Source organism: Rathayibacter sp. Leaf248 (genome assembly GCF_920939495.1).
GTDB lineage: Bacteria > Actinomycetota > Actinomycetes > Actinomycetales > Microbacteriaceae > Rathayibacter > Rathayibacter caricis.
The window spans coordinates 963,600-987,767 of the sequence record NZ_CAKLAV010000001.1 but is presented as its reverse complement, the minus strand read 5'-3'; the positions used below and the strand labels follow the sequence as shown (position 1 = coordinate 987,767).

The following is a 24,168-nucleotide window of genomic DNA, read 5'->3' as shown; positions in this document are numbered from 1 at the left end:
TCTGATCGGTGCTGTTCGCCGGGGCCGATTACTCGGCGCCGGACTCCGTCGCGTCGGTCGACGCGCCGGACGGAAGGGTGCTGGGCGTGCGCTCCTGCTCGGAGAGGTAGGGGCTCAGCTGGGGAGGATCGATGCCGAGCACGACGTCCGAGACGACCGTGCCGTCGGAGAGGCGGTAGTTCGCTCCGACGACCGCGAGCGAGCCCGAGGCGACCGCGTCGGCGATCAGCGGCGACCGCTGGAGCATCTCGGCGACGGTGTCGCGCAGGTGCTCCCGGCCGACGACGAGTGCGTCGGTGGCCGACGGGTCGACGAGCACGCGCCCGTCCGGCTGAGGCCCGACGACGCGGCGGACCGCGGGGATGATCGGCTCGATGAGGTGCTCGATGTGCGGAGGGAGGCGCTGCGCTCCCGGGGCCTGGGACTCGATCGCGGCCTTCACCGCGCCGCATTCGTCGTGCCCGAGGACCAGGATCAGCTTCACTCCCAGCACGGCGACCGCGTACTCGAGGGAGCCGAGGATGGAGTCGGCGATGACCTGCCCGGCGTTGCGGACGACGAAGAGGTCGCCGAGGCCCAGGTCGAAGATGATCTCGGCGGCGAGGCGGGAGTCGCTGCAGCCGAAGAGGGCGGCGAGCGGACGCTGCGCGGCGGCGAGCTCGGCGCGTCGCTCGACGTCCTGCCGCGGGTGGCGGGGCTCGCCGGCGACGAAGCGCTGGTTGCCGCGCAGCATCTCCTTCCACACCCACGCGGGCGGGCGGGACTCGCGCGGCACCGGGATGGTCTGCGGGGCGTCGCCGCCGAGGGCGTCGTCGTGGATGCTCACTGTTCCTCCTGGCCGATCTGGGGCGAGACGGCGTCGACGACCTCGCGGATCCGCTCGACGGGAGCGGTTCCGTAGACGAGGTAGGTGCTGGCGCCCTCGGTGGTCTCGAGTGCGTAGGGCGTGTTGCCGGTGTCCTGGCCCGAGTCGCGGCGGTCGTAGACCGTCCACTCGCGGCCGTCGATCCGCTCGACGCCCGTGGCGGCGGCGCGGTCGAGCTGCCGGGCGACCCAGGCCTCGTCGGCGTCGAAGCCCTGGCTGAGGCCGATGTAGCCGGAGTCGGGCGCCGGAGTCAGCAGGCCCACGTACCAGTAGTCGATGCCGCCGTCGGTGCGCAGCTCGGCGGCGTTCGCGGACCAGTCGTCGGGCATCCGCGGCACGGCGAGGGTGTCGGTCTCGCCGAGCTGGAGCTGGGAGGCGACGAGCGGCACGTCGATCGCCGGACGATCCGTGCCGTCCCCCCGGGGCACGATGAGCACGATGAGGGCCACGACTCCGACCGTCGCGAGCAGCGAGAACACGAGGTTGTTGACGGTCTTGCGCTGGCGGTAGAGCCGGGAGTTCTCGGCCTTGCGCGCCGCGATCTCGGCGGGGGTCTCGGGGCGGCCGAGCTCGGCGACGACCCTCGGCTCCTTGCGGCGGCTCATCCGGCGCTCGATCCGGAGCGGGCGGCCTCGAGACGGGCGCGGGCGCCGATCAGCCACTCCTCGCAGCGCGCCGCGAGTGCCTCGCCGCGCTCCCAGAGGGCGAGGGAGCGCTCGAGGGTCGAGCTTCCCTGCTCGAGCTCGGAGACCACGCGCACGAGCTCGTCGCGGGCCTGCTCGTAGCTGAGACCGGAGACGTCGGAATCGAGTCCCTCGGGAGCGGGGGAGTCGGTGCGGGCGTCGGCCATGGTCTTGATCCTATCGATCGGTGCGCCCGGGCAGGCGCGGCGGGGGAGGTCGGGCGGAGGGTCAGCCGCGGCCGGCGGGGTCGGCGGCGGACCCCTCGGAGCGGGCGGCGACGGCGCCCTCCGCGAGCGTCAGGACGAGCGCCTCGCCCGCCTCGGCGTCTCCCGGAGCGCGGACGACACGACCGGCGGCGTTCTGCACGATCGCGTAGCCGCGGTCGAGCGTGTGCTGCGGCGAGAGGGCGCGCAGATGCCCGTGCAGGCGCTCCACCTCGAGGTGCGCGCGCTCGATCCGGCGCTCGACGAGCTCGGCGCCGCGGGCGACCCAGCGGGTCAGCTCCTCCGAGCGCTGGTCGACCAGGACGCGGGGATTCGCCAGCACGGGGCGCGAGCGCAGCTGCGAGAGCCGGTCGACCTCGTGCGAGACGAGCCCGCTCACCCGCGTGGTCATCCGCAGGCGCGCCTGTTGCACCCGGAGGAGCTCGTCGGACACGTCGGGCACCACGCGCTTGGCGGCATCGGTCGGCGTCGAGGCGCGCAGGTCGGCGACGTCGTCGAGGAGCGGCCGGTCGGCCTCGTGGCCGATGGCGCTGACGACGGGCGTCGAGCAGGCGGCGACGGCGCGCACGAGCGACTCGTCGCTGAAGCCGAGGAGGTTCTGGAAGTCGCCGCCGCCGCGGGCGATCACGATGACGTCGACGCTCTCGTCGGCGTCGAGGGCGCGCAGTGCCGACAGCACCTCGGGCACCGTGCGATCCCCCTGGACCGCAGCGTGGACGACCCGGAAGCGCACGGCGGGCCAGCGCAGCTGCGCGTTCCGCAGCACGTCCTTCTCTGCGTCCGAGTCCTTGCCGGTGATCAGGCCCACGCCGTGCGGGAGGAACGGGAGGCGCTTCTTGCGACCCGGCTCGAACAGCCCCTCGGAGGCGAGCTGCCGCCGCAGCCGCTCCAGCTTCTCGAGCAGGTCGCCGAGGCCCACGTGGCGCATCTCGAACACCTGCATGGTGAGCGTTCCGCCCTTGAGCCAGTAGTTCGGCTTCACGAGCGCGATCACGCGGGCGCCCTGCGCCAGATCGGCCGGGATGCGGGAGCGGACCGACGACCAGATCGTGAACCCGACCGTGGCGTCGCCCGAGACGTCCTTGAGCTTGCCGTAGACGTTGCCGCCCGAGACCCCCCACTGGGTGATCTCGCCCTCGACCCACGCGGTGCCCAGCCGTTCGATCCAGCCCTTGAGCTTGCTCGCGAGCAGGCCGACCGGCCACGGGTTCTCGGCGGTGGGAGGGGCGTCTGTCATCGGTGCCTTCGCTCGGGCGGGCGGGGAGTGGCGGGGGCTGCCCGCGTCGACCACCGTACGGGATGCCTCCGACAGCGCATCGGCCTCCGCTCAGCCGGGAGCGCATAGAATCAGGGGGTGAGTCAAGTCTCGATCAGCCTGCCCATGCCGCGCATGCCCCGCGCCACCGGGCGTCTCCGCGACGTCCCCGTCGACGGCGCGAAGCGCGTGCTCCTCGCCGCCCCGCGCGGCTACTGCGCCGGAGTCGACCGCGCGGTCGTCGCCGTCGAGAAGGCCATCGAGCACTACGGCGCTCCGGTCTACGTGCGCAAGCAGATCGTGCACAACGTGCACGTGGTCTCGACGCTCGAGAGCCAGGGCGCGATCTTCGTCGACGAGGTCGACGAGGTCCCTGAGGGCTCGCACATCGTCTTCAGCGCGCACGGAGTCTCTCCGGCGGTCGTGCAGGGCGCCGCCGACCGCAACCTCCAGGCGATCGACGCGACCTGCCCGCTCGTCACCAAGGTGCACCGCGAGGCGGTCCGCTTCGCGCGCGACGACTTCGAGATCCTCCTGATCGGCCACGAGGGCCACGAGGAGGTCGAGGGCACCGCGGGCGAGGCTCCGGACCACGTGACCCTGGTCGGCAGCCCCGACGAGGTCGACACCATCGTCGTGAAGGACCCCGACAAGGTCGTCTGGCTCTCGCAGACCACGCTCTCGGTCGACGAGACCATGGAGACGGTCCGCCGCCTCCGCGAGCGCTTCCCCAACCTGCAGGACCCGCCCAGCGACGACATCTGCTACGCCACCCAGAACCGGCAGGTCGCGATCAAGAAGGTCGCCGCCGACGCCGAGCTCGTGATCGTGGTGGGCTCCGCCAACTCCTCCAACTCGGTGCGCCTCGTCGAGGTCGCGCTCGAGTACGGCGCCAAGGCCGCCTACCGCGTCGACTACGCCAGCGAGATCAAGCAGGAGTGGCTCGACGGCATCCGCACCGTCGGCGTCACCAGCGGCGCGTCGGTGCCCGAGGTCCTCGTGCGCGAGGTGCTCGACGACCTGGCCGCCGCGGGCTACGGCGAGGTCGAAGAGGTCAAGACGGCGGAGGAGGACCTGATGTTCTCGCTCCCCAAGGAGCTCCGGAAGGACGTCGCCGGCAAGCGCGACGCCCGCGCCATCGGCGGCCGCGTCACGGCGCCCGCCGCGAACTGACGCCGGTCCGTCCGGCGACACGAGACGAGGCCGCCGTCCCCGAGGGGGCGGCGGCCTCGTCCGTGCGAGGGGGTCAGGCGTCGAGCCCGGCAGCGCCCTGGCTCGACAGGCGCGAGACGTAGTCGGCGAAAGTCGGGTCGCCCAGGATCGCGATTCCCGCGACGACCATCGAGAGGACGATCGTCGCCGCGATCCCGAGGATCGGGACGAGGACGGCCCGCTTGCCCGCCCGAAGCCGCCGGACCGAGATCCAGACGGCGAACGCGACGATCAGCGACTGCACGAGCGCCGTGACGACGCCCAGCGTCCGCGCCAGGTCGGGCGAGGCGTAGGTGCCGATGCCCTGGCTCGTGTAGAGGTCGGACAGCGTCGTCGCGAAGCTCGACGGATCGAGCAGCGTCGGCACGGCGAAGAAGACACCGAGCGCGAGCAGGATGATCGTGAGCAGGCGGTCGACCGGGTGGGCGACGCCCGGCTTCGCGCCGGCGGTCGCGGGCCGAGGCTCCGTCTCGGAGCCGCGCGGATCCGGGACCACGGTCTCGGCCGGAGGGTTCCACGACCAGCCGGGAGGCGCGTACTCGCCGTACTGCGGCTTCGGGCGGTCGGCGCCGCCCGGCTGGTCGTGTGCGTTCGTCACGGAGCGTCCGCCTACTTCCCGGAGTTGCCGGCGGAGCCGAGCTGACGGGTCGCCTCGGCCACGCGCGCGGCCATTGCGGTCTCGGCGATCTTGCCCCAGGCGCGCGGGTCGTAGACCTTCTTGTTGCCGACCTCGCCGTCGACCTTGAGGAAGCCGTCGTAGTTCTTCAGCACGGTGTCCGCGATCGAGCGGCTGAACGCGTACTGGGTGTCGGTGTCGATGTTCATCTTCACGACGCCGTTGCGGACCGCCTCGGCGATCTCCTCGTCGGTCGAGCCGGAGCCGCCGTGGAAGACGAGGTCGAGCGGGAGGGCGTCGGTGCCGTACTTCGCCTGGAGGCCGTCCTGGATCTCGCGGAGCAGCTCCGGTCGCAGGCGCACGTTGCCGGGCTTGTAGACGCCGTGGACGTTGCCGAAGGTCAGCGCGGCCATGTAGCGGCCCTGCTCGCCGAAGCCGAGCGCCTCGACGGTCGCGATCGCGTCGTCGAGGGTCGTGTAGAGGTGCTCGTTGATGTCGTGCGAGACGCCGTCCTCCTCGCCGCCGACGACGCCGATCTCGACCTCGAGGATCGCGTTGATGTTCTTGATGCGGGGGAGGATCTCCTTGGCGATGGCCAGGTTCTCGTCCAGCGGTACGGCCGAGCCGTCCCACATGTGCGACTGGAACAGGGGCTCGCGACCGGCCTTGACCTCCTCCTCGGAGGCGGCGATCAGCGGGTAGACGAAGCCCTCGAGAGCGTTCTTCGGGCAGTGGTCGGTGTGCAGCGCGACGGTCACCGGGTAGTTCTTGGCGACCTCGGTCGCGAACTTCGCGAAGGCGATCGCTCCGGCCGCGCGGTTCTTCACGGTGTGGCCGGCGAAGTAGTCGGCGCCTCCGGTGGTGACCTGGATGATGCCGTCGGAACCGGCCTCGCTGAGGCCCTGGAGGACCGAGTTGATGGTCTGCGACGACGAGACGTTGAAGGCGGGGTAGGCGAAACCGCCGGCCTTCGCCTTGTCGAGCATCTCTGCGTACTGGTCCGGGGTAGCGACGGGCATGGCTTCTCCTTTGACGGATGAACGGGAGGGGGTCGGGCGAGGCCCGCGTCGCGGTCGAGTCTAGCGAGGCGGGTGCAGGCCTTCCCTCGGGCGCGAGCAGGGCCTCCGCTAGGCTTCGAGCGGGATGGGGACCCGCTCTCGCGGGTCCTGCGACGACGCCGTCTGCACGAACTCGAACGCGAAGGACTCCGCGCTGTGACCGATACCGACCACGACTCGCTCTACCTCCACCCTGATCGCAACCTCGGCATGGAGCTCGTCCGGGCCACCGAGGCCGCGGCCATCCGTGCCGTGCCGTTCATCGGCAAGGGCGACAAGAACGCCGCCGACGGCGCCGCCGTCGACGCCATGCGCACCTTCCTCGGCACCGTCAACTTCGACGGGGTCGTCGTCATCGGCGAGGGCGAGAAGGACAACGCGCCCATGCTCTACAACGGCGAGCACGTGGGCAACGGCTCCGGCCCGTCGGCCGACATCGCCGTCGACCCGATCGACGGCACCTCGTTGACCGCCGCGGGTCGCCAGAACGCCCTCTCGATGATCGCCGTCGCCGACCGCGGCGCGATGTTCGACCCGTCCGCCGTGTTCTACATGGAGAAGATCGTCACCGGGCCCGAGGGCGTCGGGATCATCGACATCGAGCGCCCGATCGGCGAGAACATCCGCGCCCTGGCCCGCGCCAAGCGGAAGCCCGTCGACGAGATGCGCATCGCGGTGCTCGACCGCCCGCGCCACGCGAAGCTGATCGAGGAGATCCGCGCCGCGGGCGCCGGCACGCGCCTCCTGCTCGACGGCGACGTCGCGGGCGGCATCAACGCGGCCCGTCACGACTCGCGCCTCGACATGTGCGTCGGCATCGGAGGAACGCCCGAGGGCATCATCACGGCCTGCGCGATCCGCGCGCTGGGCGGCGTGATCCAGGGGATCCTGCGGCCCAAGGACGACGACGAGCGCCAGCGCGCGATCGACGCCGGCCACGACCTCGACCGGGTCCTGCACGCGAACGACCTCGTCCGCAGCGACAACACGTACTTCGTCGCGACCGGCGTGACCAACGGCGGGCTCGTGAAGGGCGTGCGCAAGGAGGGGCACGTCATCACGACGGAGTCGATCGTCCTGCGCTCGCGCTCGGGGACCATCCGCCGCGTGACCGCGCAGCACCTCGCGGAGAAGTGGATCTAGCCACCCCTCCTCGTCCCGAAGGGGCTCGGCGCTGAGGCGCCGGGCCCCTTCGCCGTTCCGGAGCGCCGGCTCAGGCGCTGCGTTCGTCGGGGAGGGCCTCCGACTCGACGAGCTCGACGGCCGTGAGGCGGCGCGGCGAGGACGTGACGCCCTGTGCCGGGGCGATGACGCGCGTCTCGTCGAGCGAGTCGAACTGGCGCGCGGTGACGAGCACGCGGCTCTCGAGGGAGCCGGCGAACGCGTTGTAGGAGTCGACCGTCCTCTCGATCGACCGGCGCAGCCCCTCCGCGTGGTCGGCGAGCGTGCTCAGGCGCGCGTAGAGGGTCTTGCCGAGGTCGAGGAGCCGCTTCGCGTCGTCGGTCAGCACGTCCTGCTGCCACGTGTAGGCGACCGTCTTCAGCACCGACCACAGGGTGACGGGCGAGGCGAGGGCGACGCGCTTGCGGAACGCGTACTCGAGCAGCGTCGGGTCGGAGTCGAGCGCGCTCGCGAGCAGCGGCTCGCTGGGGACGAAGGCGATCACGAACTCGGGGCTGGCCGGCAGCCCGGACCAGTACGAGCGCGCCGCCAAGGCGTCGATATGGCCGCGCAGGGCGCGCACGTGGGCGCGCAGGAGAGCCGTGCGGCGCGCCTCCTCGTCGGCACCCGCACCGGCCGGGATCGCGCTCGCCTCGAGGTAGGCGTCGAACGGAACCTTCGCGTCGACGGCGATCGCCTTGCCGCCGGGCAGGCGGACGACCATGTCGGCGCGACCGCGGCCCCCCTCGCCCTCGACGCCGAACTGCACGTCGAAGTCGACGCGCTGCACGAGCCCCGCCGCCTCGACGACGTTGCGCAGCTGCGTCTCGCCCCAGGCACCGCGACTGCTGTTCGAGCGGAGCGCTGACGCCAGGGTCTCGGTCGTGGAGCGGAGCCGCTCGCCCGCCGCGCGCTGCCCCTCCAGCTGCTCGGTGATCGCTCCGAACTGCTCCGCGCGCTCGCTCTCGAGCCGGCGCACCGCCTCCTGCATCCCGCGCAGGCTCTCGGCGACGGGGGAGAGTGTCTGCAGGATGCGCGCGTCGTGCCGCTCGCGCTCGGCCACGGCGCGGAGCTGCTCCTGGAGCTCGCGCACCTGCTCGCGGGCCGTGCCGACCTGCTCGCGGTATTGCTCCACGACCGCCTCGTGCCGCTCCTCCAGCCCGTCGGCCCGGGCGCTCGCGGTGGCGAGCTCGAGCGCGAGCGCCTGATCGGGCATGCGGGAGCGCGCCCACAGCGCGACGGCCAGACCGGCCAGGAGAGCGCCGATCACGAGTCCGAGGAGGAAGGAGGTGTCCATGCCGCGATGACACCACGGACGTCCGACACTGAGCACGCGGTCATCGGCGCGGCGCCCTGATGAGGGACAAGACCGTCCTCGGTCTCCTCGTAGACTTCGCGATCATGGGGAATCACCGCCGATCATCGCGCCTGCTCACCGCCGCGCTCGCCGTCGCCGTCGGGCTCGGCACCGCTCTCGTCCCGGTCACCGCCGCTTCGGCCGCCGAGGACGTCCTGCCGCCCGCCTCCGTCCTCGTCGAGCCGGGCGCCTCCGACGCCGGCGTCGACGTCGCCGACGACGCGCCCGGGGACCTGAAGGTCCAGTACCCGGCCAGCAGCACGAAGAGCTTCCGTGCCGGCTTCATCTTCAGCGACGCCGTCTTCTTCGACAGCGGCGCGAAGAGCGCCTCCGGGATGCAGGCGCTCCTGAACGACAAGGGCAGCGCCTGCTCCGGCACGAACGACGGCGTGCCCTGCCTGAAGGAGTTCAGCCAGTCGACGCCGACGAAGGCGGCCGACCCGATGTGCCGCGAGTACCGCGGCAGCTCCCGCGAGTCCGCGGCGTCGATCTTCGCCCGGGTCGGCGAGGCCTGCGGCATCAACCCGCTCGTCCTGGCCGTGCTCGTCCAGAAGGAGACGAGCCTGGTCACCACGACCCGTCCGACCGCGGGCCTCTACAACCAGGCCACCGGCTTCAACTGCCCCGACGGCTCCGGCTGCGACACCGGCTCGGCCGGCTTCTTCACGCAGGTCTACGGAGCGGCGCGCCAGTTCAAGAAGTACGCGAACCCGGTCGGATCGGACCAGTCCTTCAGCCGGTACGCGGCGGGGACGACCCCGGACATCCTGTTCCACCCCGACGCGTCCTGCGGCTCCTCGCCGGTCGCGGTGCGCAACCAGGCCACGGCGAACCTCTACTACTACACGCCGTACCAGCCCAACGAGTACGCCCTGACCAACACGGGGAATCAGGCCTGCGCGAGCTACGGCAACATCAACTTCTGGTACATCTTCAGCGACTGGAGCGGCTCGCTGGCGAACGCCGGAGCCGCACCTGTGGGCCGCGTCGACGCGCCGCGGATCTCGGGCGGCGTGCTCACCGCCTCCGGGTGGACGGTCGACCCGACCACGCAGCGCGCGGCCCTCGCGACCACGGTGACGATCACCGCTCCCAACGGCGAGAGGACCGTCCGCACGGTGACGGCGGACAGCCGACGCGGCGACATCCCGGGACAGCTCCCCGCTGCGGGCGGGAACCACGGCTTCACCGTCACCACGCCCGCCTCCCAGTCCGGCGCCTACACGGTCTGCGTGAGCGCCGCCTCCGTCGACTGGAACCGCTGGGTCGGGTCGGGCGACTCGCGCGGCCCCGGGTCGAAGGACCTCGGCTGCTCGAGCGTCGGCGGTCAGGGGACACTGCAGGTCGACCGCCTCGCGGGCAAGGACCGCCAGGAGACCGCGGTGAAGATCTCGCAGGCCACCTTCAAGGCCGACGTGCCCGTCGTCTACATCGCCACCGGCGGCAACTTCCCGGACGCGCTCAGCGCCGCTCCGGCCGCCGCCAAGCAGGGCGGCCCGCTGCTGCTGGTCGACCGCGACTCCATGTCGCAGCCCGTCCGCGACGAGCTGGCCCGCCTGAAGCCCGCCAAGATCGTCGTCGTCGGCTCGGCGCAGAGCGTCAGCGACTCGCTCGGCCGGGAGCTGGCCCGCTACACGAAGTCCATCCAGCGCATCGGCGGAGTGGACCGCTACGACACCTCGCGCAAGATCATCGCCTACGCGTTCCCGCAGGGCTCCTCGAAGGCGTGGCTCGCCACCGGGGAGAAGTTCCCGGACGCGCTGGGCGCGAGTGCGGCGGCCGGCTCGGTCGACGCTCCCGTGATCCTCGTCAACGGCGGTCTCGCCGCGGCCGACCCGGCGACGAAGACCGTCGTCACCCGGCTCGGCGTGAAGACGCTGACCATCGCCGGCAGCGCGCTCTCGGTCAGCGACGGCATCAAGCGGACGCTCCCGATCGCCTCGACGCGGATCGGCGGCACCGACCGCTACGACACCTCCGAGAAGCTGAACGCGGCGGCCTTCCAGAAGGCGAGCACCGTGCTCCTGGCGACCGGCGAGAACTACCCGGACGCACTTGCAGGAGCCACGGCTGCGGGCTACAGCGGAAGCCCGCTGTTCGCGGTGCCGAGGGACTGCGTCCCGCGGGCCGTGCTCGACGACATCGCGCGCTTCGGCGCGAAGAGGGTCGTCCTGCTGGGCAGCACGAACACGCTGTCGGACTCGGTCGCGCGGCTCACGCCCTGCGGCTGATCCCGGGTCACGCCGTGCGGCCGACCCCGTCGGGGGTCGCCGCTAGCGTGGACGGATGAGTACGCCGACCTCCCCGCGCGCTGTCCGTGGGCGCCGGGGAGGGGCGGCCGCTCTCGCGTCGCTCGCGGCGGCGGTGCTGCTGTCCGGTGCGAGTGATCTCGGCGGGTCGGCCGCGACGCCGCCGTCGGTCGCCGAGGTGCGGATGTGGACGGACTTCGTGCCGAGAGCCGACGCGTCGGGTTTCGACCCCGGCGAGATCGTGTCGGACGCGGTGTTCTTCGACGGCGACGCTCTCGCGCCGACCGCGATCCAGGCGTTCCTGGACGCGCGGGTGCTCGAGTGCGAGGGCGAGGACGTGCCCTGCCTGCGCGACTACGCGGAGGACACGGGCGACGTGGCGGCCGACGAGCAGTGCGCCGCGTACGTCGGAGGCCCGGGGCGCTCGGCGGCCGAGATCATCGGATCGGTCGGCGCCGCCTGCGACGTCAGCCCCGCGGTGCTCCTGGTGCTGCTGCAGAAGGAGCAGTCGCTGGTGACCGATCCGTCCCCCGGGGAGCGGCAGTTCCGCAGCGCGACGGGCTACGGCTGCCCCGACACGGCCGACTGCGACAGCGACTACTTCGGCTTCTTCGGCCAGGTCTACGGAGCGGCGTGGCAGTTCCAGCGCTACGCGAACCCGGACAGCAGCTTCGACTGGTACCCCGTCGGCGAGGTGAGCGAGGTGCAGTACTCACCCGATGCGAGCTGCGGCACGGCTCCGGTGCTGATCGAGAACGCGGCGACCGCGGGGCTCTACTACTACACGCCCTATCAGCCCAACGCGGCGGCCCTCGAGAACCTGTACGGCGAGGGCGATGCGTGCTCGGCGTACGGCAATCGCAACTTCTGGCGCCTGTTCAGCGACTGGTTCGGCGACCCGCGCGCCGGATGAGCGGCGTCAGGCGGCGACGGGAGCGGCGGGGCGCAGGCGCTTGACGGTGATGCCGGCGAGTTCGCCCAGCTCGGCCATGCTGCGCGCTCCGTGGCGCGCTGCCGCGTGCACGACGATCGCCGCGCACGCCTCGGCGTCGGCCGAGGCGTCGTGGTGGCGGAAATCCTCGAAGCCGGCCGCGCGCGCCACGAACGGCAGCCGGTAGGACTCGAGCTCGTAGGTCTTGCGGGCGAGCTGCAGCGAGCAGAGGTAGTCGTACTCGGGGTGCTCGAGCTCCGTCGCCGCGCAGGCGGCCCGGATGACGCCCATGTCGAAGCCGGCGTTGTGCGCGACGAAGACGTCGTCGCCGGCGAACGCCGCGAGGTCGGCGAACTGGTCGCTCCAGCCGAGGGCGCCGTGCACGTCCGCCTTGCGGATGCCGTGGATCCGGGTGTTCCACTCGAGGAAGTCGTCGAAGCCGAACGGCGGGCGGATGAGCCACCCCGCGCGGTCGACGACGCGGCCGTCGCGGACCTTCACGAGCCCCACCGAGCAGGCGGAGGCCCCGTGGGAGTTGGCGGTCTCGAAATCGATGGCGGTGAAGTCGATGGGCACGCTTCACCCTCTCACGCACCTCCGACGCGGCCGGGAAAGGCACGCGGGGGCCTGCGCCGCCACGCCGTAGGATGGATGCCCGTGGCTCTCACTATCGCAATCGTCGGTCTCCCCAACGTCGGCAAGTCGACGCTCTTCAACGCACTGACCAAGAACACGGTGCTCGCGGCGAACTACCCGTTCGCGACCATCGAGCCCAACGTCGGAGTCGTGAACCTGCCCGACCCGCGGCTGGAGGTGCTCGCCGGGATCTTCGGCTCGGAGCGCATTCTGCCCGCTCCCGTCTCCTTCGTCGACATCGCCGGCATCGTCCGCGGCGCCTCCGAGGGGGAGGGGCTCGGCAACAAGTTCCTCGCCAACATCCGCGAGGCCGACGCCATCGCGCAGGTCATCCGCGGCTTCGAGGACTCGGACGTCGTCCACGTCGACGGCAAGGTCGACGCCGCCAGCGACATGGAGACCATCAACACCGAGCTGATCCTCGCCGACCTGCAGACCCTCGAGAAGGCCGAGGCTCGGTACGAGAAGGAGCTGAAGGGCCGCAAGATCGAGCCGATCGTTCTCGAGACCGCGAAGAAGGCGCGCGAGTTCCTCGACTCCGGCAAGCCGCTGTCGGCGACCACGATCGATCTCGAGCCGATCCGCGAGCTCGGGCTGCTGACCGCGAAGCCCTTCATCTACGTCTTCAACGTCGACGAGGCCGTGCTGACGGACGACGCCCGGAAGGCCGAGCTGTCGGCGCTGGTCGCTCCGGCGCAGGCGATCTTCCTCGACGCGAAGATCGAGTCCGAGCTGATCGACCTCGACGAGGCCGACGCCGCCGAGATGCTCGAGTCGACCGGCCAGACGGAGTCGGGCCTGAACCAGCTCGCGCGCATCGGCTTCGACACGCTGGGCCTGCAGACCTACCTCACGGCGGGCCCGAAGGAGACGCGTGCCTGGACCATCGGGAAGGGCTGGACCGCTCCGCAGGCGGCCGGCGTGATCCACACCGACTTCCAGAAGGGCTTCATCAAGGCCGAGATCATCTCGTTCGACGACCTGGTCGAGACCGGGTCGATCGCGGAGGCCCGCTCGAAGGGCAAGGCCCGCATCGAGGGCAAGGACTACGTGATGCAGGACGGCGACGTGGTGGAGTTCCGCTTCAACGTGTAGTCGGGCTCCGGCTCGTCGAACCGCTTTCGGCTCGCAGAATCCGTGGATTCTTGCGAGCCGGAGCTGTTTCCACGAGCCGGAGTGTGGGCGCGGCGACGGCATCCGCAGCGGGCTGCTGAGTGCGGCGTGGTATCACGCTGGTATCATCGACGCATGGCGATGACACTGAGGCTGACCGACGAGCAGGAGCGCGCCCTCGCGGCTCTCGCCGACTCGCAGGGCATCAGCAAGCAGGAGGCGACGGTGCGCGCGATCCTCGAGGCGGCGGATCGCCGAGTGCAGCGGGCAGATGTCGCCGAGCTCTCGTCCCGCGGGCGCGAGCGGTACGCGGCGCTGCACGACCGGCTCGCCCAGTAGTGCGCTACCTCGGACTCGAGGATCTGCTCGCGATCGCCGAGGACCTCGGAGTAGCGTCGGTGCGCGATCTCGGACTCCTCGACTCCGCCGCTCACCGACCGCAGTCCTCGCTCTACGGCCGCGAGGCCTACCCGGGCATCCATCTGAAGGCAGCGGTACTTTTCGAGTCGATCGTCCGCAACCATCCGCTGGTCGACGGGAACAAGCGGCTCGGCTGGCTCTCGGCCGTGGTCTTCCTCGGGCTGAACGGGCTCGATCTCGACGCGCCCGACGATGAGGCGTACGACCTCGTGATCGGCGTCGCCACTGGAGAAGTGGCGGCGGAGGAGAGCGCCGGGAAGCTCGGCGACTGGACGAGTCCGATCGGCTGATCAGCGGATCCGGTCGCGTGATCGCACTCAGTTCAGGACGTCCCCGATGAACCAGCTCGAGAGGCCGACCAGGACGGACGTGCCGACGACGATCCAGGCGACCAGGCGGCGCGTCGCGCGGGCGGCTTCCTCCGATGTCAGCGGCGTGGGTCGCAGCGGTTTCACGTACGCGGCGGGCAGGTCGTACGAAGCGGCCACCGGCACCAGCGGGGGCAGCACGACCGGCGGGCCGTCGACCCAGTGCTCCGGCAGCTCGGAGGCGCGCGCGGCCTGCAGGGTCAGCTCCGCCTGGAGCGGGGAGCTGCGGAGGGCGGCGTGGGCGGCGGCGGTCAGGCCGAGGCTCTGCAGATGCCGGATGGTCGGCGCGAACTGCTGCGAGACGGCGGGGGAGAGCTCGCCGACGCGGGAGCCGTCGAGGCGGAGCTCGATCTGGTCGTCGAGCGGATGGAGAGTCACGATCACGAGGCCGCGTCCGCCGCCGGGCAGGACGTCGACGAGCTGCGCGAAGTGCTCGTCCTCGCGGAGCACCTGGAGGCCGCGGCCCCAGGGGATGAGCGAGTAGGGCGTCGTCGGCGGGGTGTTCGCGGGCGTGATCAGCTCGGCGTCGACGAGGGCGAGGCGGACGGAGGCGCGCAGTCCGCGGCTCGTCCGGGTCGCCGTCAGCTGCGCGCCCGTGGTCGGCACCACTCCGCTCGCCGTGATCCGCGCCAGCGGCGGCTGGTAGGAGGCGGAGTCGGGCAGGTAGCCGATGACCCGGCCCGCGGCCCGCACGGAGACGGCCGTCGGGTCGCCGGGGCGGTCCGGCTCCGGAACGAGCTGGACGTCGATCCGCTGCTCGTGGCGCTCGTCCTTCCTCAGGGGCCGTCCGAGCACGGCGGCGATCTCCTCGAGGCGGTCGGACTCGCCGACGACGTCGACGGTGGCGGCGCCGTCGGCGTTCGGGAGCCGGTAGTGGGCCGGTGCGCCGTCGAGGACGCGGGGCAAGGCTCCGTCGGTGGCGGACTTCCGCGCATCGGTCCAGCGCTCGCCGTCCCACCAGCGCAGCGTGCCGTCGCCGTCGGCGTACCAGCCGGCCGCGGCCGTCGAGTCCTGCTGCACCGGAGCCCCCTTCGTCTCAGCCCGGAAAGTCTACCGATGAGGTCGGACACGGGCGGGCGCTCACGTCCTCCCGAGGGGACCCGATGACCGGATCCTCCACAGAACCGTCTCGTCGTTCACAGTCCGCCGACCGAGCACTGCACGCTCGTCGCATGGGAATCCGCTATTACGCCTACACCTTCGACGCGGACGCGACCGAGTCGGCCCTCGCCGATCCTCGGAGCGTCATCTCCGCCGATCCCCTCGCCGATGCGTGGGGTCTCCCGCCGGGCGCGATGTCCGCTGTCACCGACTTCGTCCAATCGGTGCCGAAGTCCGAGATGCTCTACCTGGACAAGGCCTGGTCCGCCCTGCAGGCCCTGACAGCACCGGCGAGCGCACACTCCATTGCTCGTCCGAGTCATCGCATGTTCGAAGGTCGAGTCACGCCGGTCGACCTCGGCTGGATCTCGTGGTCGCGAGCGATCACACCTGACGAGGTCCCCCTCATCGCGGCGGACCTAGTGGCGCTTCAGGACGAGCTGACGTCGGAATCAGGCGCCGGGAAGGAGGACGAGTACGTGCTCGACTTCCTGCACCGGGCGGTCGTCTTCGTCAGGCAGGTCGCCGCGACCGGGCGCGGCTTCGCCTATCTGATCGGCTGAGATGCAGTCGAGGAGAAGCCGCCGTCGCGCTCACAGCGCGGGGTCCTCCACGGCCGGGTCCTCGAGGGCGAGGGCGGCGAGGGGCAGGGGGCTGCCTCCGGTCGGCGTGTCCTCGGCCAGGACCTCGTGGATCAGCTCCGAGACGTGCTGGGCGTGGCCGGGGTTGATCGGCGCCGGGTCCTCGAGGACCTCGACGAGGGTGCGCAGCACAGTACTGGTCTCGGGTCGAGGCATGGCGACAAGGCTAGGGGCGCGGGAGACGGTCGCGGAAGTGCCGATCTGCGCCAGATCCGCTGGCTAGGCTCCGGGCATGAGCAGATTCGACGACGCGGTCATCCTGGTCCTCGGTGCGTCGGGAGGGCTCGGCCGGCTGATCGCCGACGAGCTGGAGGCCAGCGGCGCCCGCGTCCTCCGCAGCGGACGGGACGACGCGTCCCTCGGGGAGCAGCCGCTGGTCGCCGATCTCCGCGGGGAGGACGCGCCCGCTCGGCTGATCGCCGAGGCGCTCGAGCGCCACGGGCGGCTCGACGGCGTCGTGATCGCGGCGGGCGTCGTCGCCTTCGGGCCCTCGGCCGAGCTGGACGAGACCGTCCTCGAGGAGCTCGTGGAGGTGAACGCTCTGGCGCCGATCCGTGTGCTGACCGCCGCTTTCGCCCCGCTGGCGGCCTCCGCCTCCGAGGGCCGCGAGCCGTTCGCAGTCACGATCAGCGGAGTCGTCGCCGAGGCGCCCACGGCCGGCCTCGCCGCGTACTCCGCCTCCAAGGCGGCTCTGCACTCGTTCGTGAAGGCGTCGGCGCGCGAGTACAAGAAGGCGGGAGTGCTGCTGATCGACGCGCGGCCGGGTCACACCGAGACCGAGCTGTCACAGCATCCGCTCGCGGGCGAGGCGCCGCGGTTCGGGGCGGGTCTCGCTCCGGCGGCCGTCGCGACCCGCATCGTGGACGCGCTCGAGGCCGGCGAGACGGACCTGCCGCCCGCCGCCTTCACCGCCTGAGGCTCACGCCGTCGCGAACCGCTTCGCCGAGCGCTCGCGCGCCTTCGCCGCCTCGACCTCGCGGTCCTTCGGCGGCGCGGCCGTCACGAGGTCCTCGAGGAGGTGCCCCGTGATGTGCGCGATGTCGGCGACGGCGCGGTCGAACGCCTCCTGGTTCGCCTTCGACGGCTTCGTCGTGCCGCTGATCTTGCGCACGTACTGGAGGGCGGCGGCGTGGACTTCGTCGTCGGTCGCGGCGGGCTCGAAGTTGTGGAGCGCGTGGATGTTCCGGCACATGCGACGAGGGTACGTCCGGCCAGGACGGCGCGCCAGGACACCGGCCGTTCACTCCCGCGTCGCCGAGGGCGTCTACCGTCGGCGCGTGACCGCCGCCTCCGAGACCGCTCGCGTCGACCCCGAGCTCCTCCGCACCCTGACCCCCGACGACGCCCGAGACCTCGTCGTGCTCGACGAGGACGACGACGACCCCGTGCTACTGCACCGCGACGGCACGCGCATCGACACCTGGCGCGAGGGCTACCCCTACGACGAGCGGATGTCGCGCGAGGAGTACGAGGCGGGCAAGCGGCTGCTGCAGATCGAGCTGCTCAAGCTGCAGAACTGGATCAAGAAGCACGGACGTCGACTCGTCGTGGTCTTCGAGGGGCGCGACGCCGCCGGCAAGGGCGGCACGATCAAGCGCTTCACCGAGCACCTGAACCCGCGCGGCGCCCGGGTCGTGGCGCTCGAGAAGCCGACCGAGCGGGAGGCGACGCAGTGGTACTTCCAGCGCTACGTCTCGCACCTGCCCGCCGCGGGCGAGATCGTGCTGTTCGACCGCTCCTGGTACAACCGCGCCGGAGTCGAGCGCGTGATGGGGTTCTGCACCCCGGAGCAGTACGACGAGTTCATCCGGCAGACGCCGCTCTTCGAGAGCATGCTCGCCGGCGACGGCATCGACCTCGTCAAGCTGTGGTTCTCGGTGTCGGCGGAGGAGCAGCGTACGCGGTTCACGATCCGGATGATCGACCCGGTGCGGCAGTGGAAGCTCTCGCCGATGGATCTCGCCTCGCTCGACAAGTGGGACGACTACACGGCGGCGAAGGAGGCGATGCTCGCCGCGACCGACACGGACGACGCTCCGTGGACGGTCGTGAAGAGCAACGACAAGAAGCGGGCGAGGCTCGAGGCCATGCGGCACGTGCTGAGCCTGTACGAGTACGACGGACGCGACGACGAGGTCGTCGGAGCGCACGGACCGGATCCCCTGATCGTGGGACCGGCGAGCGAGGTCTACGAGCGGGGCGAGCACATCGCCCCCGCGCGACGGTTCTGAGGGGGACGCATGAGGGGGACGGACACGGCGGGAGCGCCGCGACCGGCGGTCGGCCGGGACGACGGTCACGACCTGCCGGGGGTGCACCTGCGCTGGCTCGCGCTGGACGAGCAGACGCTCGACGCCGAGCGCCTGCTGCCGCTGCTGACCGCGGCGGAGCGGGAGCGCTACGAGGCGACGGCGGCCGCCTCCGTCGCCGAGCGCTTCGTCTTCGGGCGCGTGCTGCTCCGGATGCTCGCCGCGGAGCTCACCGGCGGGAGCGCCTCCGGGATCGACGTCGTCGCGTGCTGCGCGGGCTGCTCGGGACCGCACGGACGCCCGCGGCTCGAGGGGGCGGATCCGCTCCTCGCCACGCTGTCGGTCAGCGTCGCGCACTGCGCCGGAGCGGTGGTCGTCGCCGCCAGCAGCGCGGGCGTCGTCGGAGTCGACATCGAGCCGGCCGCGGGGTCCGCCGAGCGCGGTGCGCAGATCACCCGGGTCGCGGGAGCGCCGTTCTGGGTCGGGGCGGCCCGGCCGGCCGATCCGATCCTGCACTGGACCCGGATCGAGGCGGTGCTGAAGGCCGACGGGCGCGGGCTCGCGGTCGATCCGCACCGTGTCCTCATCCACGAGTCGCGGATCGCGGCGGAGGCCCGGATCGACGGGGTGCGGTTCCGGCTGGCCGAGCCGCGGCTCGACCCGGCGTTCCGCGTCAGCGTCGCGCTGGGCCCGGTCGAGGGGCGCGGCACCGGTCCGATCATCGGCTGGCGGCGCGAGCACTCCGACGCGCTCGCCGACTCGCTGGTGTCAGCGGGCCGATAGCGCGGGCAGCTCCTCGTCGAGGAGCCAGGTGTCGAGCAGCTCGTCCACCCCGGCCGGCAGCAGCTCGGTGCAGAGCTCCCGGAAGTCCTCGTCGGTGACCGCGCCGTGGGCGTGCCGGCGCGTCCACTCCTGGACGAGGGCGAAGAACGGCTCGTCGCCGACGTGCAGCCGCAGGGCGTGCAGGGTGAGCGCCCCGCGCTTGTAGACGCGGTCGTCGAAGAGCGAGACGGGGCCCGGGTCCGCGAGCACGAGATCCTCGGGCTGAGCCCGCAGGAGGGCGTGGTGACGGCGGGCGAGGGAGTCGGCGGAGGGCCCGCCCGCCTGCTCCGACCAGAGCCACTCCGCGTAGCAGGCGAAGCCCTCGTTGAGCCAGATGTGCCGCCACCGGGCGACGCCGACGCTGTTGCCGAACCACTGGTGGGCGAGCTCGTGGGCGATCAGCCGCTCCGATCCGCCGCGCCCGTCGACGTGGTTCGCGCCGAAGACGGCCATGCCCTGCGCCTCGAGCGGGATCTCGAGATCGTCGGCGGTCACGACGACGGAGTACCGCGCGAACGGGTACGGGCCGAAGAGCCTTTGGAAGAGCTCGAGCATCGCGCCGAGCGGAGCGAAGTCGCGCGACGAGCGCGCGGCGAGCGCCGCAGGACGCGCGATCGTGACGGGGACGCCCGCGAGCAGGCGCTCCTCCAGGGCGTAGCGCCCGATCTGCACGGAGGCGAGGTAGGTGGCCGTCGGCTCCGGTTGCTCGTAGAGCCAGGTCCTGCGGCCGGATCGCGCGCTCGAGTCGACCAGCACGCCGTTCGCGACCACCGCGTAGCCCTCCTCGGCGGTGATGCGGACGCGGTAGGCGGCCTTGTCGGCGGGGTCGTCGTTGCAGGGGAACCAGGTGGAGGCTCCGGTCGGCTGCGAGGCCACGAGGACGCCGTCGGTCAGCTCCTCCCAGCCCAGCTCGCCCCAGTGGCTCGCGCGCGGAGCCGGATGACCGCCGTACTCGACCTCGACGACGAACGGCTCGCCCGTGCGCAGCAGCGTCTCGGGGGTCACCCGCAGCTTGTGCGGCGTCTGCGCGTGTTGGGCGCGGCGCCCGTCGACGCGCACCCGGCCCACGCGCAGACGGCTGAGGTCGAGGCTGAACCGCCGCAGCGGCTGCAGGGCGACAGCGTGAATCAGAGCGCGGGCGGCGAGCCGGTTGCTCGAGACGCGGTAGTCGAGCTGGAGCTCGTACGACTCGACGCGGTAGCCGGTGTTGCCGATGCCGGGGACGTAGGTGTCGCCGGCGGTCTCGAGTCCGAGCTGCGCGGGGCTCACGCGACGGGCGCGTGGTAGTCGGCGACGCGCACGTCGCGCCACGGTCCGATCGGGTTGCCGCTCCAGCGGCTTCCCGCCGGCACGAGCTCGCCGCGCATCACGAGCGACGAGGGGCCGACGGTGCCGTGCTCGGCGATCCGCGCCGCGGGGAGGATCACGCTGTGCGGTCCGAGGGTCGCTCCGGTATCCAGGCTCACGGCATCCATGCTCATGATTCGATCATGGAACAGGTGGGTCTGCACGACGCACCCGCGATTGACGGCCGCTCCGTCGCCCAGGACGACGAGATCGGCCTCAGGGAGCCAGTAGCTCTCGCACCAGACTCCCCGCCCGATGCGCGCGCCGAGGCTGCGCAGCCACCACACGAGGGCCGGGGTGCCGGCGGCCGCGTGCGCGAACCAGGGGGCGGCGACCATCTCGGTGAAGGTGTCGGCGAGCTCGCTGCGCCAGATGAACGAGGACCAGAGCGGATGCTCGCCCGCGCGGACGCGCCCGATCAGCAGCCACTTCGCCGCGGTGGAGACGGCGGCGGCCACCGCTCCGGCGGCCAGCAGCACGACTCCGCTCAGCAGCATCGCGACGATCGCGCCGAACGACTCGACGAGCGCGAGCAGGGCGACGACGACGCCCGAGCCGATCGCCACCGAGACGACGACGGGGACGAAGCGGAACAGCTCCCAGACGATGCGGGCGACGCGGAGCCGCGCCGGCGGACGGAAAGTGCGCTCCGCCTCCGCCTCGACGACGGTCCGGCGCAGGCGCACCGGGGGAGAGCCGAGCCAGGAGGAGCCGGCCTTGGACTTCCGCGGGGCCGAGGACAGGACCGCGACGAGTCCGCCGGCCGGGACGGTGTGTCCCGGAGCGGCCATGCCGGAGTTGCCGAGGAACGCGCGCTCGCCGATCTCGGCTCGGGCGAGGCGCATCCAGCCGCCGCCGAGGGCGTAGGAGGCGACCAGGGTGTCGTCGGCGAGGAAGGCGCCGTCGCGGATGGTCGTCATGGCGGGCAGCAGGAGCACGGTCGACGCCTCGACGTCGTGCCCGACGCGCGCGCCGAGCAGGCGCAGCCAGACGGGGGTGAAGAGGCCGGAGTAGAGCGGGAAGAGCAGCGTGCGCGCCTGATCCAGCAGCCGCTCGGTCGACCAGACCTGCCAGCCGATCCGGCCGCGGACGGGATGGGTGCCGGGCTCGACGCCGAGGCCCAGCAGGCGGACGAGGAGGACCACGAGACCCGCGAGCGCGGCTCCCGTGACGGCGACGGCGGGCACGAGGGCGGCGAGCGCGCGCGGGACCGCCTCGGCGAGGGTGCCGGAGCCCTGGACCGCGACGGCGACCACTCCCACGCCCGCGCCGAACGAGAGGATCGGCACGGCGGCGAGGCCCACCGCCGCGAGCGCGTAGGCCCAGACCAATCCGGTCGCCCTGGGCGGCCGCTCGTCCGGGAACCCGGCGTTCGCCTTGCCCAGGCGCTGCGCGGGCGAGCCGCCCCAGCGCTGCCCGGCCGGCACCCGTCCGAAGACGGCCGATCCGGGCTCGATCTGCGCGTGCTTGCCGATGCGGGCGCCGGGGAGGAGGGTGCTGCGCGCACCGACCGTGCTGCCCGCGCCGACGCGGACGGCTCCGACCCGCACGACATCGCCGTCGATCCAGTAGCCCGACAGGTCGACCTCGGGCTCGATCGCGGCGCCCCGGCCGAGCGTCAGCATGCCGGTCAGCGGAGGGAGGGAGTGCAGGTCGACGTCCTCGGCGATCCGGGCGCCGAGGGCGCGGGCGTAGTACGAGACCCAGGGGGCACCGGCCAGGCTCACGGCACCGAGCTGGTGGGCGACCTGCTCGGCGAGCCAGAGCCGCAGGTGCACTCCTCCGCCGCGCGGATGATCGCCCGCCCGCACGCCGCGCAGCAGGAGGCGGGCGGCGATCACGGTGAGGCCCATGCGCCCGAACGGCGTGCAGAGCAGGACGAAGGCGGGCACGAGCACCGCCGGCCACACGGTGGGCAGGAATCCGAAGCCCGGCAGCAGATCCAGGAGCGAGCAGACCGTCAGCAGGGCGACGAGCCAGCGCGCGCCTCCCAGGATCAGGAGCGGCGCGCCCAGCACGGTCTGCAGCACCTGCATCCGCCGGGGGACGGGCGCGATGCGGTGATCGGAGACGGGGCCGAGGCCGGTCGCGCGGCTCGCGATCTCGGCCGCCATCGCGGCGAGGCGCGGGTGCGCGTAGACGTCGGCGACGGTGAACTCCGGATCGCGCTCGCGGATCCGGGCGACGAGCTGAGCGGCGGCGAGCGAGCCGCCGCCCAGATCGAAGAAGTCGGCCCGCTCGTCGACGGGGACGCCCAGGACCTCGCGCCAGCGGGCGGCGAGCCAGGCGGTCTCGGGATCCAGCGCGTCGTCCGACGGCGCCGCCTCGGCGAGCGGCCAGGGCAGAGCCGCCCGGTCGACCTTGCCGGAGGTGCGGGTCGGCAGCTCGTCGACGACGGCCAGCAGAGGGACCAGCGCGGCCGGGAGCTCCGCGCGCAGCCGCGTGAGGGCGGCATCGCGGTCGAGCTCGCGGCCCGCGGCGAGAGCGAGGTAGCCGACGAGGACCTGGTTGCCGGCGGCCGTGGTGCGGACCGCGGCCGCGGCTCCGGACACCCCCGGCAGCGCTTGCAGGGCGGACTCGACCTCGCCGAGCTCGATGCGGCGGCCGCCCAGCTTGACCTGGTCGTCGGCGCGGCCCTGGAAGACGAGGCCCTCGGCCTCGTAGCGCACGAGATCGCCGGACCGGTACGCGCGCTCCCAGCCGAGCAGGGGAGCGGGGGCGTACTTCTCGGCGTCCTTCGCGGCGTCGAGGTAGCGCGCCAGTCCGACTCCGCCGATGACGAGCTCGCCGACCCCGCCCTCGGGGACCCGGTTCCCCTCGGCGTCGACGACCGCGAGCCGCCAGCCGTCGAGCGGGAGGCCGATGCGCACGGGCCCCGGCCCGCCCAGCGGTGCCGCGCAGGCGACGACGGTCGCCTCGGTCGGGCCGTAGGTGTTCCAGACCTCGCGGCCCTCGACGGCGAGGCGCTCCGCGAGCTCGGGCGGGCAGGCCTCGCCGCCGAAGATCAGCAGCCGGACGTTCTCGAGCGACTCGGCGGGCCACAGTGCGGCGAGGGTGGGCACGGTGGAGACGACGGTGATGCCGTGGGTCGTCAGCCAGGGGCCGAGGTCCATGCCGCTCCGAACGAGGGAGCGCGGTGCGGGCACCAGGCACGCGCCGTGGCGCCAGGCCAGCCACATCTCCTCGCAGGATGCGTCGAACGCGACCGAGAGGCCGGCCAGCACGCGGTCACCCGGGCCGAGCGGCTCCTGCTGCAGGAATAGCCGCGCCTCCGCATCGACGAAGGCCGCGGCGGAGCGGTGGCTGACGGCGACGCCCTTCGGGGTGCCGGTGGAGCCGGAGGTGAAGATGATCCACGCGTCGTCCTCGAGCGCGGGCGGCTGGAGCAGCGGGATCGACGCGGTGCTGGGGTGCGGCGCGGTCCCGGTGAAGAGGAGGGCGGGCGGCTCCTCCGCTGTCCGCTCGAAGCGGCCTGCTCCGGTGATGACGCCGCGCACGCGCGCCTCGCCGAACACGAGCTGCGCGCGCTCCTCGGGGTCGTCCGCGTCGACCGGGACGTAGGCGGCGCCGGCGGCGAGGATCGCGAGGATCGAGAGGTAGAGCTCGCGCGACCCGCTCGCCATGCGGACGCCGACGCGGTCGCCGCGCCGGACTCCGGCGGCCGTCAGCTCGCCTGCCGCTCCGACGACGCGGGCGAGGAGCTCGCGATAGCTGAGGGCGCCCGCCGGGTCCTCGAGGGCGGAGGCGTCGGGGTGGAGCCGGGCGCTCTCGCGCAGCACGTCGATGAGGGTGCGGGGCGGCGCCGCGAGAGCGCCGGCGTCGAGGTGGTCCTGCACGAGGGTCGTCTCCACGTCCGGTCT

At 72.5% G+C, this 24,168-nt stretch carries 24 protein-coding genes; 11 read left to right on the top strand and 13 right to left on the bottom strand.

Annotated features, from left to right (window positions below):
• Positions 1-28: 28 nt before the first annotated feature.
• The 4 genes from LRG51_RS04870 to xseA form a co-directional block, all read right to left on the bottom strand.
• On the bottom strand, positions 29-733 hold the full coding sequence (locus LRG51_RS04870; protein WP_082481110.1) for a carbonic anhydrase: 705 nt from the start codon (positions 731-733) through the stop codon (positions 29-31).
• Positions 734-822: 89 nt separating this feature from the next.
• Positions 823-1,470 (bottom strand): DUF4245 domain-containing protein, encoded by a 648-nt coding sequence (locus LRG51_RS04865; RefSeq protein WP_082481040.1) that lies wholly within the window; start codon positions 1,468-1,470, stop codon positions 823-825.
• The gene (locus tag LRG51_RS04860; RefSeq protein ID WP_055788343.1) at positions 1,467-1,715 is read right to left on the bottom strand and encodes an exodeoxyribonuclease VII small subunit; all 249 of its coding nucleotides are present in this window, start codon (positions 1,713-1,715) and stop codon (positions 1,467-1,469) included. The genes LRG51_RS04865 and LRG51_RS04860 overlap by 4 nt, the downstream gene beginning before the upstream one ends.
• 61 nt (positions 1,716-1,776) lie before the next feature.
• Entirely contained in the window at positions 1,777-3,009 is a 1,233-nt protein-coding gene (gene xseA, locus LRG51_RS04855; RefSeq protein WP_055789104.1) for an exodeoxyribonuclease VII large subunit, read from the bottom strand.
• Between the two features lie 144 nt (positions 3,010-3,153).
• On the opposite strand from xseA, the gene LRG51_RS04850 reads away from it, so the two are divergent.
• Positions 3,154-4,200 (top strand): 4-hydroxy-3-methylbut-2-enyl diphosphate reductase, encoded by a 1,047-nt coding sequence (locus LRG51_RS04850; protein WP_055788346.1) that lies wholly within the window; start codon positions 3,154-3,156, stop codon positions 4,198-4,200.
• Positions 4,201-4,273: 73 nt separating this feature from the next.
• On the opposite strand, the gene LRG51_RS04845 is transcribed toward LRG51_RS04850, so the two are convergent.
• Together LRG51_RS04845 and fbaA are read right to left on the bottom strand one after the other, a co-directional pair.
• Positions 4,274-4,837, bottom strand: a complete 564-nt coding sequence (locus tag LRG51_RS04845) for a DUF6264 family protein (RefSeq protein WP_055788351.1) — start codon at positions 4,835-4,837, stop codon at positions 4,274-4,276.
• An 11-nt stretch (positions 4,838-4,848) separates the two neighbouring features.
• Positions 4,849-5,874 carry a class II fructose-bisphosphate aldolase gene (gene fbaA / locus LRG51_RS04840; RefSeq protein WP_230671458.1) on the bottom strand — a complete coding sequence of 342 codons (1,026 nt, stop codon included), beginning with the start codon at positions 5,872-5,874 and terminating at the stop codon, positions 4,849-4,851.
• A 195-nt stretch (positions 5,875-6,069) separates the two neighbouring features.
• On the opposite strand from fbaA, the gene glpX reads away from it, so the two are divergent.
• Complete coding sequence (glpX, locus tag LRG51_RS04835; RefSeq protein WP_416351479.1) at positions 6,070-7,056, top strand: class II fructose-bisphosphatase; 987 nt, start codon at positions 6,070-6,072, stop codon at positions 7,054-7,056.
• A gap of 70 nt (positions 7,057-7,126) precedes the next feature.
• Here glpX and LRG51_RS04830 read toward each other — a convergent pair whose 3' ends face one another.
• Positions 7,127-8,371 (bottom strand): DNA recombination protein RmuC, encoded by a 1,245-nt coding sequence (locus tag LRG51_RS04830; RefSeq protein ID WP_055788359.1) that lies wholly within the window; start codon positions 8,369-8,371, stop codon positions 7,127-7,129.
• A 59-nt stretch (positions 8,372-8,430) separates the two neighbouring features.
• On the opposite strand from LRG51_RS04830, the gene LRG51_RS04825 reads away from it, so the two are divergent.
• Both LRG51_RS04825 and LRG51_RS04820 read left to right on the top strand, forming a co-directional pair.
• Complete coding sequence (locus LRG51_RS04825; RefSeq protein WP_230671456.1) at positions 8,431-10,662, top strand: cell wall-binding repeat-containing protein; 2,232 nt, start codon at positions 8,431-8,433, stop codon at positions 10,660-10,662.
• A gap of 55 nt (positions 10,663-10,717) precedes the next feature.
• Positions 10,718-11,593 (top strand): hypothetical protein, encoded by an 876-nt coding sequence (locus LRG51_RS04820; RefSeq protein WP_230671454.1) that lies wholly within the window; start codon positions 10,718-10,720, stop codon positions 11,591-11,593.
• 6 nt (positions 11,594-11,599) lie between these two features.
• Here the strand turns inward: LRG51_RS04820 and LRG51_RS04815 are convergent, their stop codons facing one another.
• A complete protein-coding gene (locus tag LRG51_RS04815) occupies positions 11,600-12,187 on the bottom strand; it encodes an exonuclease domain-containing protein (RefSeq protein WP_230671452.1) in 588 nt (195 codons plus the stop codon).
• Positions 12,188-12,268: 81 nt separating this feature from the next.
• On the opposite strand from LRG51_RS04815, the gene ychF reads away from it, so the two are divergent.
• The 3 genes from ychF (at position 12,269) to LRG51_RS04800 (ending at position 14,070) form a co-directional block, all read left to right on the top strand.
• Positions 12,269-13,342, top strand: coding sequence for a redox-regulated ATPase YchF (gene ychF / locus LRG51_RS04810; protein ID WP_077221952.1), 1,074 nt, complete (start codon positions 12,269-12,271; stop codon positions 13,340-13,342).
• Between the two features lie 153 nt (positions 13,343-13,495).
• The gene (locus LRG51_RS04805) at positions 13,496-13,699 is read left to right on the top strand and encodes a CopG family transcriptional regulator (protein ID WP_230671450.1); all 204 of its coding nucleotides are present in this window, start codon (positions 13,496-13,498) and stop codon (positions 13,697-13,699) included.
• Positions 13,699-14,070, top strand: coding sequence for a type II toxin-antitoxin system death-on-curing family toxin (locus LRG51_RS04800; RefSeq protein WP_230671448.1), 372 nt, complete (start codon positions 13,699-13,701; stop codon positions 14,068-14,070). Before LRG51_RS04805 ends, LRG51_RS04800 begins: the two co-directional genes overlap by 1 nt.
• 27 nt (positions 14,071-14,097) lie before the next feature.
• Here LRG51_RS04800 and LRG51_RS04795 read toward each other — a convergent pair whose 3' ends face one another.
• Complete coding sequence (locus LRG51_RS04795) at positions 14,098-15,168, bottom strand: DUF2510 domain-containing protein (protein ID WP_230671446.1); 1,071 nt, start codon at positions 15,166-15,168, stop codon at positions 14,098-14,100.
• A gap of 152 nt (positions 15,169-15,320) precedes the next feature.
• On the opposite strand from LRG51_RS04795, the gene LRG51_RS04790 reads away from it, so the two are divergent.
• A complete protein-coding gene (locus tag LRG51_RS04790; RefSeq protein ID WP_230671444.1) occupies positions 15,321-15,812 on the top strand; it encodes a hypothetical protein in 492 nt (163 codons plus the stop codon).
• A gap of 30 nt (positions 15,813-15,842) precedes the next feature.
• On the opposite strand, the gene LRG51_RS04785 is transcribed toward LRG51_RS04790, so the two are convergent.
• Positions 15,843-16,046, bottom strand: a complete 204-nt coding sequence (locus LRG51_RS04785; protein ID WP_230671442.1) for a hypothetical protein — start codon at positions 16,044-16,046, stop codon at positions 15,843-15,845.
• A 76-nt stretch (positions 16,047-16,122) separates the two neighbouring features.
• Between LRG51_RS04785 and LRG51_RS04780 the strand changes: the two genes are divergently transcribed.
• Positions 16,123-16,806: an SDR family NAD(P)-dependent oxidoreductase gene (locus LRG51_RS04780; protein ID WP_230671440.1), complete on the top strand. Its 684-nt coding sequence runs from the start codon at positions 16,123-16,125 to the stop codon at positions 16,804-16,806.
• 3 nt (positions 16,807-16,809) lie between these two features.
• Here LRG51_RS04780 and LRG51_RS04775 read toward each other — a convergent pair whose 3' ends face one another.
• Positions 16,810-17,082, bottom strand: coding sequence for a DUF2277 domain-containing protein (locus LRG51_RS04775; protein WP_230671438.1), 273 nt, complete (start codon positions 17,080-17,082; stop codon positions 16,810-16,812).
• Between LRG51_RS04775 and ppk2 the strand changes: the two genes are divergently transcribed.
• Together ppk2 and LRG51_RS04765 are read left to right on the top strand one after the other, a co-directional pair.
• A complete protein-coding gene (gene ppk2 / locus LRG51_RS04770) occupies positions 17,081-18,121 on the top strand; it encodes a polyphosphate kinase 2 (RefSeq protein WP_442966653.1) in 1,041 nt (346 codons plus the stop codon). The two genes, LRG51_RS04775 and ppk2, sit on opposite strands and share 2 nt — an antisense overlap.
• A 9-nt stretch (positions 18,122-18,130) precedes the next feature.
• Positions 18,131-18,922: a 4'-phosphopantetheinyl transferase family protein gene (locus LRG51_RS04765; protein WP_230671436.1), complete on the top strand. Its 792-nt coding sequence runs from the start codon at positions 18,131-18,133 to the stop codon at positions 18,920-18,922.
• Here the strand turns inward: LRG51_RS04765 and LRG51_RS04760 are convergent.
• Entirely contained in the window at positions 18,908-20,230 is a 1,323-nt protein-coding gene (locus LRG51_RS04760; protein ID WP_230671434.1) for a M1 family metallopeptidase, read from the bottom strand. The two genes, LRG51_RS04765 and LRG51_RS04760, sit on opposite strands and share 15 nt — an antisense overlap.
• The gene (locus LRG51_RS04755) at positions 20,227-24,159 is read right to left on the bottom strand and encodes a Pls/PosA family non-ribosomal peptide synthetase (protein ID WP_230671432.1); all 3,933 of its coding nucleotides are present in this window, start codon (positions 24,157-24,159) and stop codon (positions 20,227-20,229) included. The genes LRG51_RS04760 and LRG51_RS04755 overlap by 4 nt, the downstream gene beginning before the upstream one ends.
• Between the last annotated feature and the right edge of the window lie 9 nt (positions 24,160-24,168).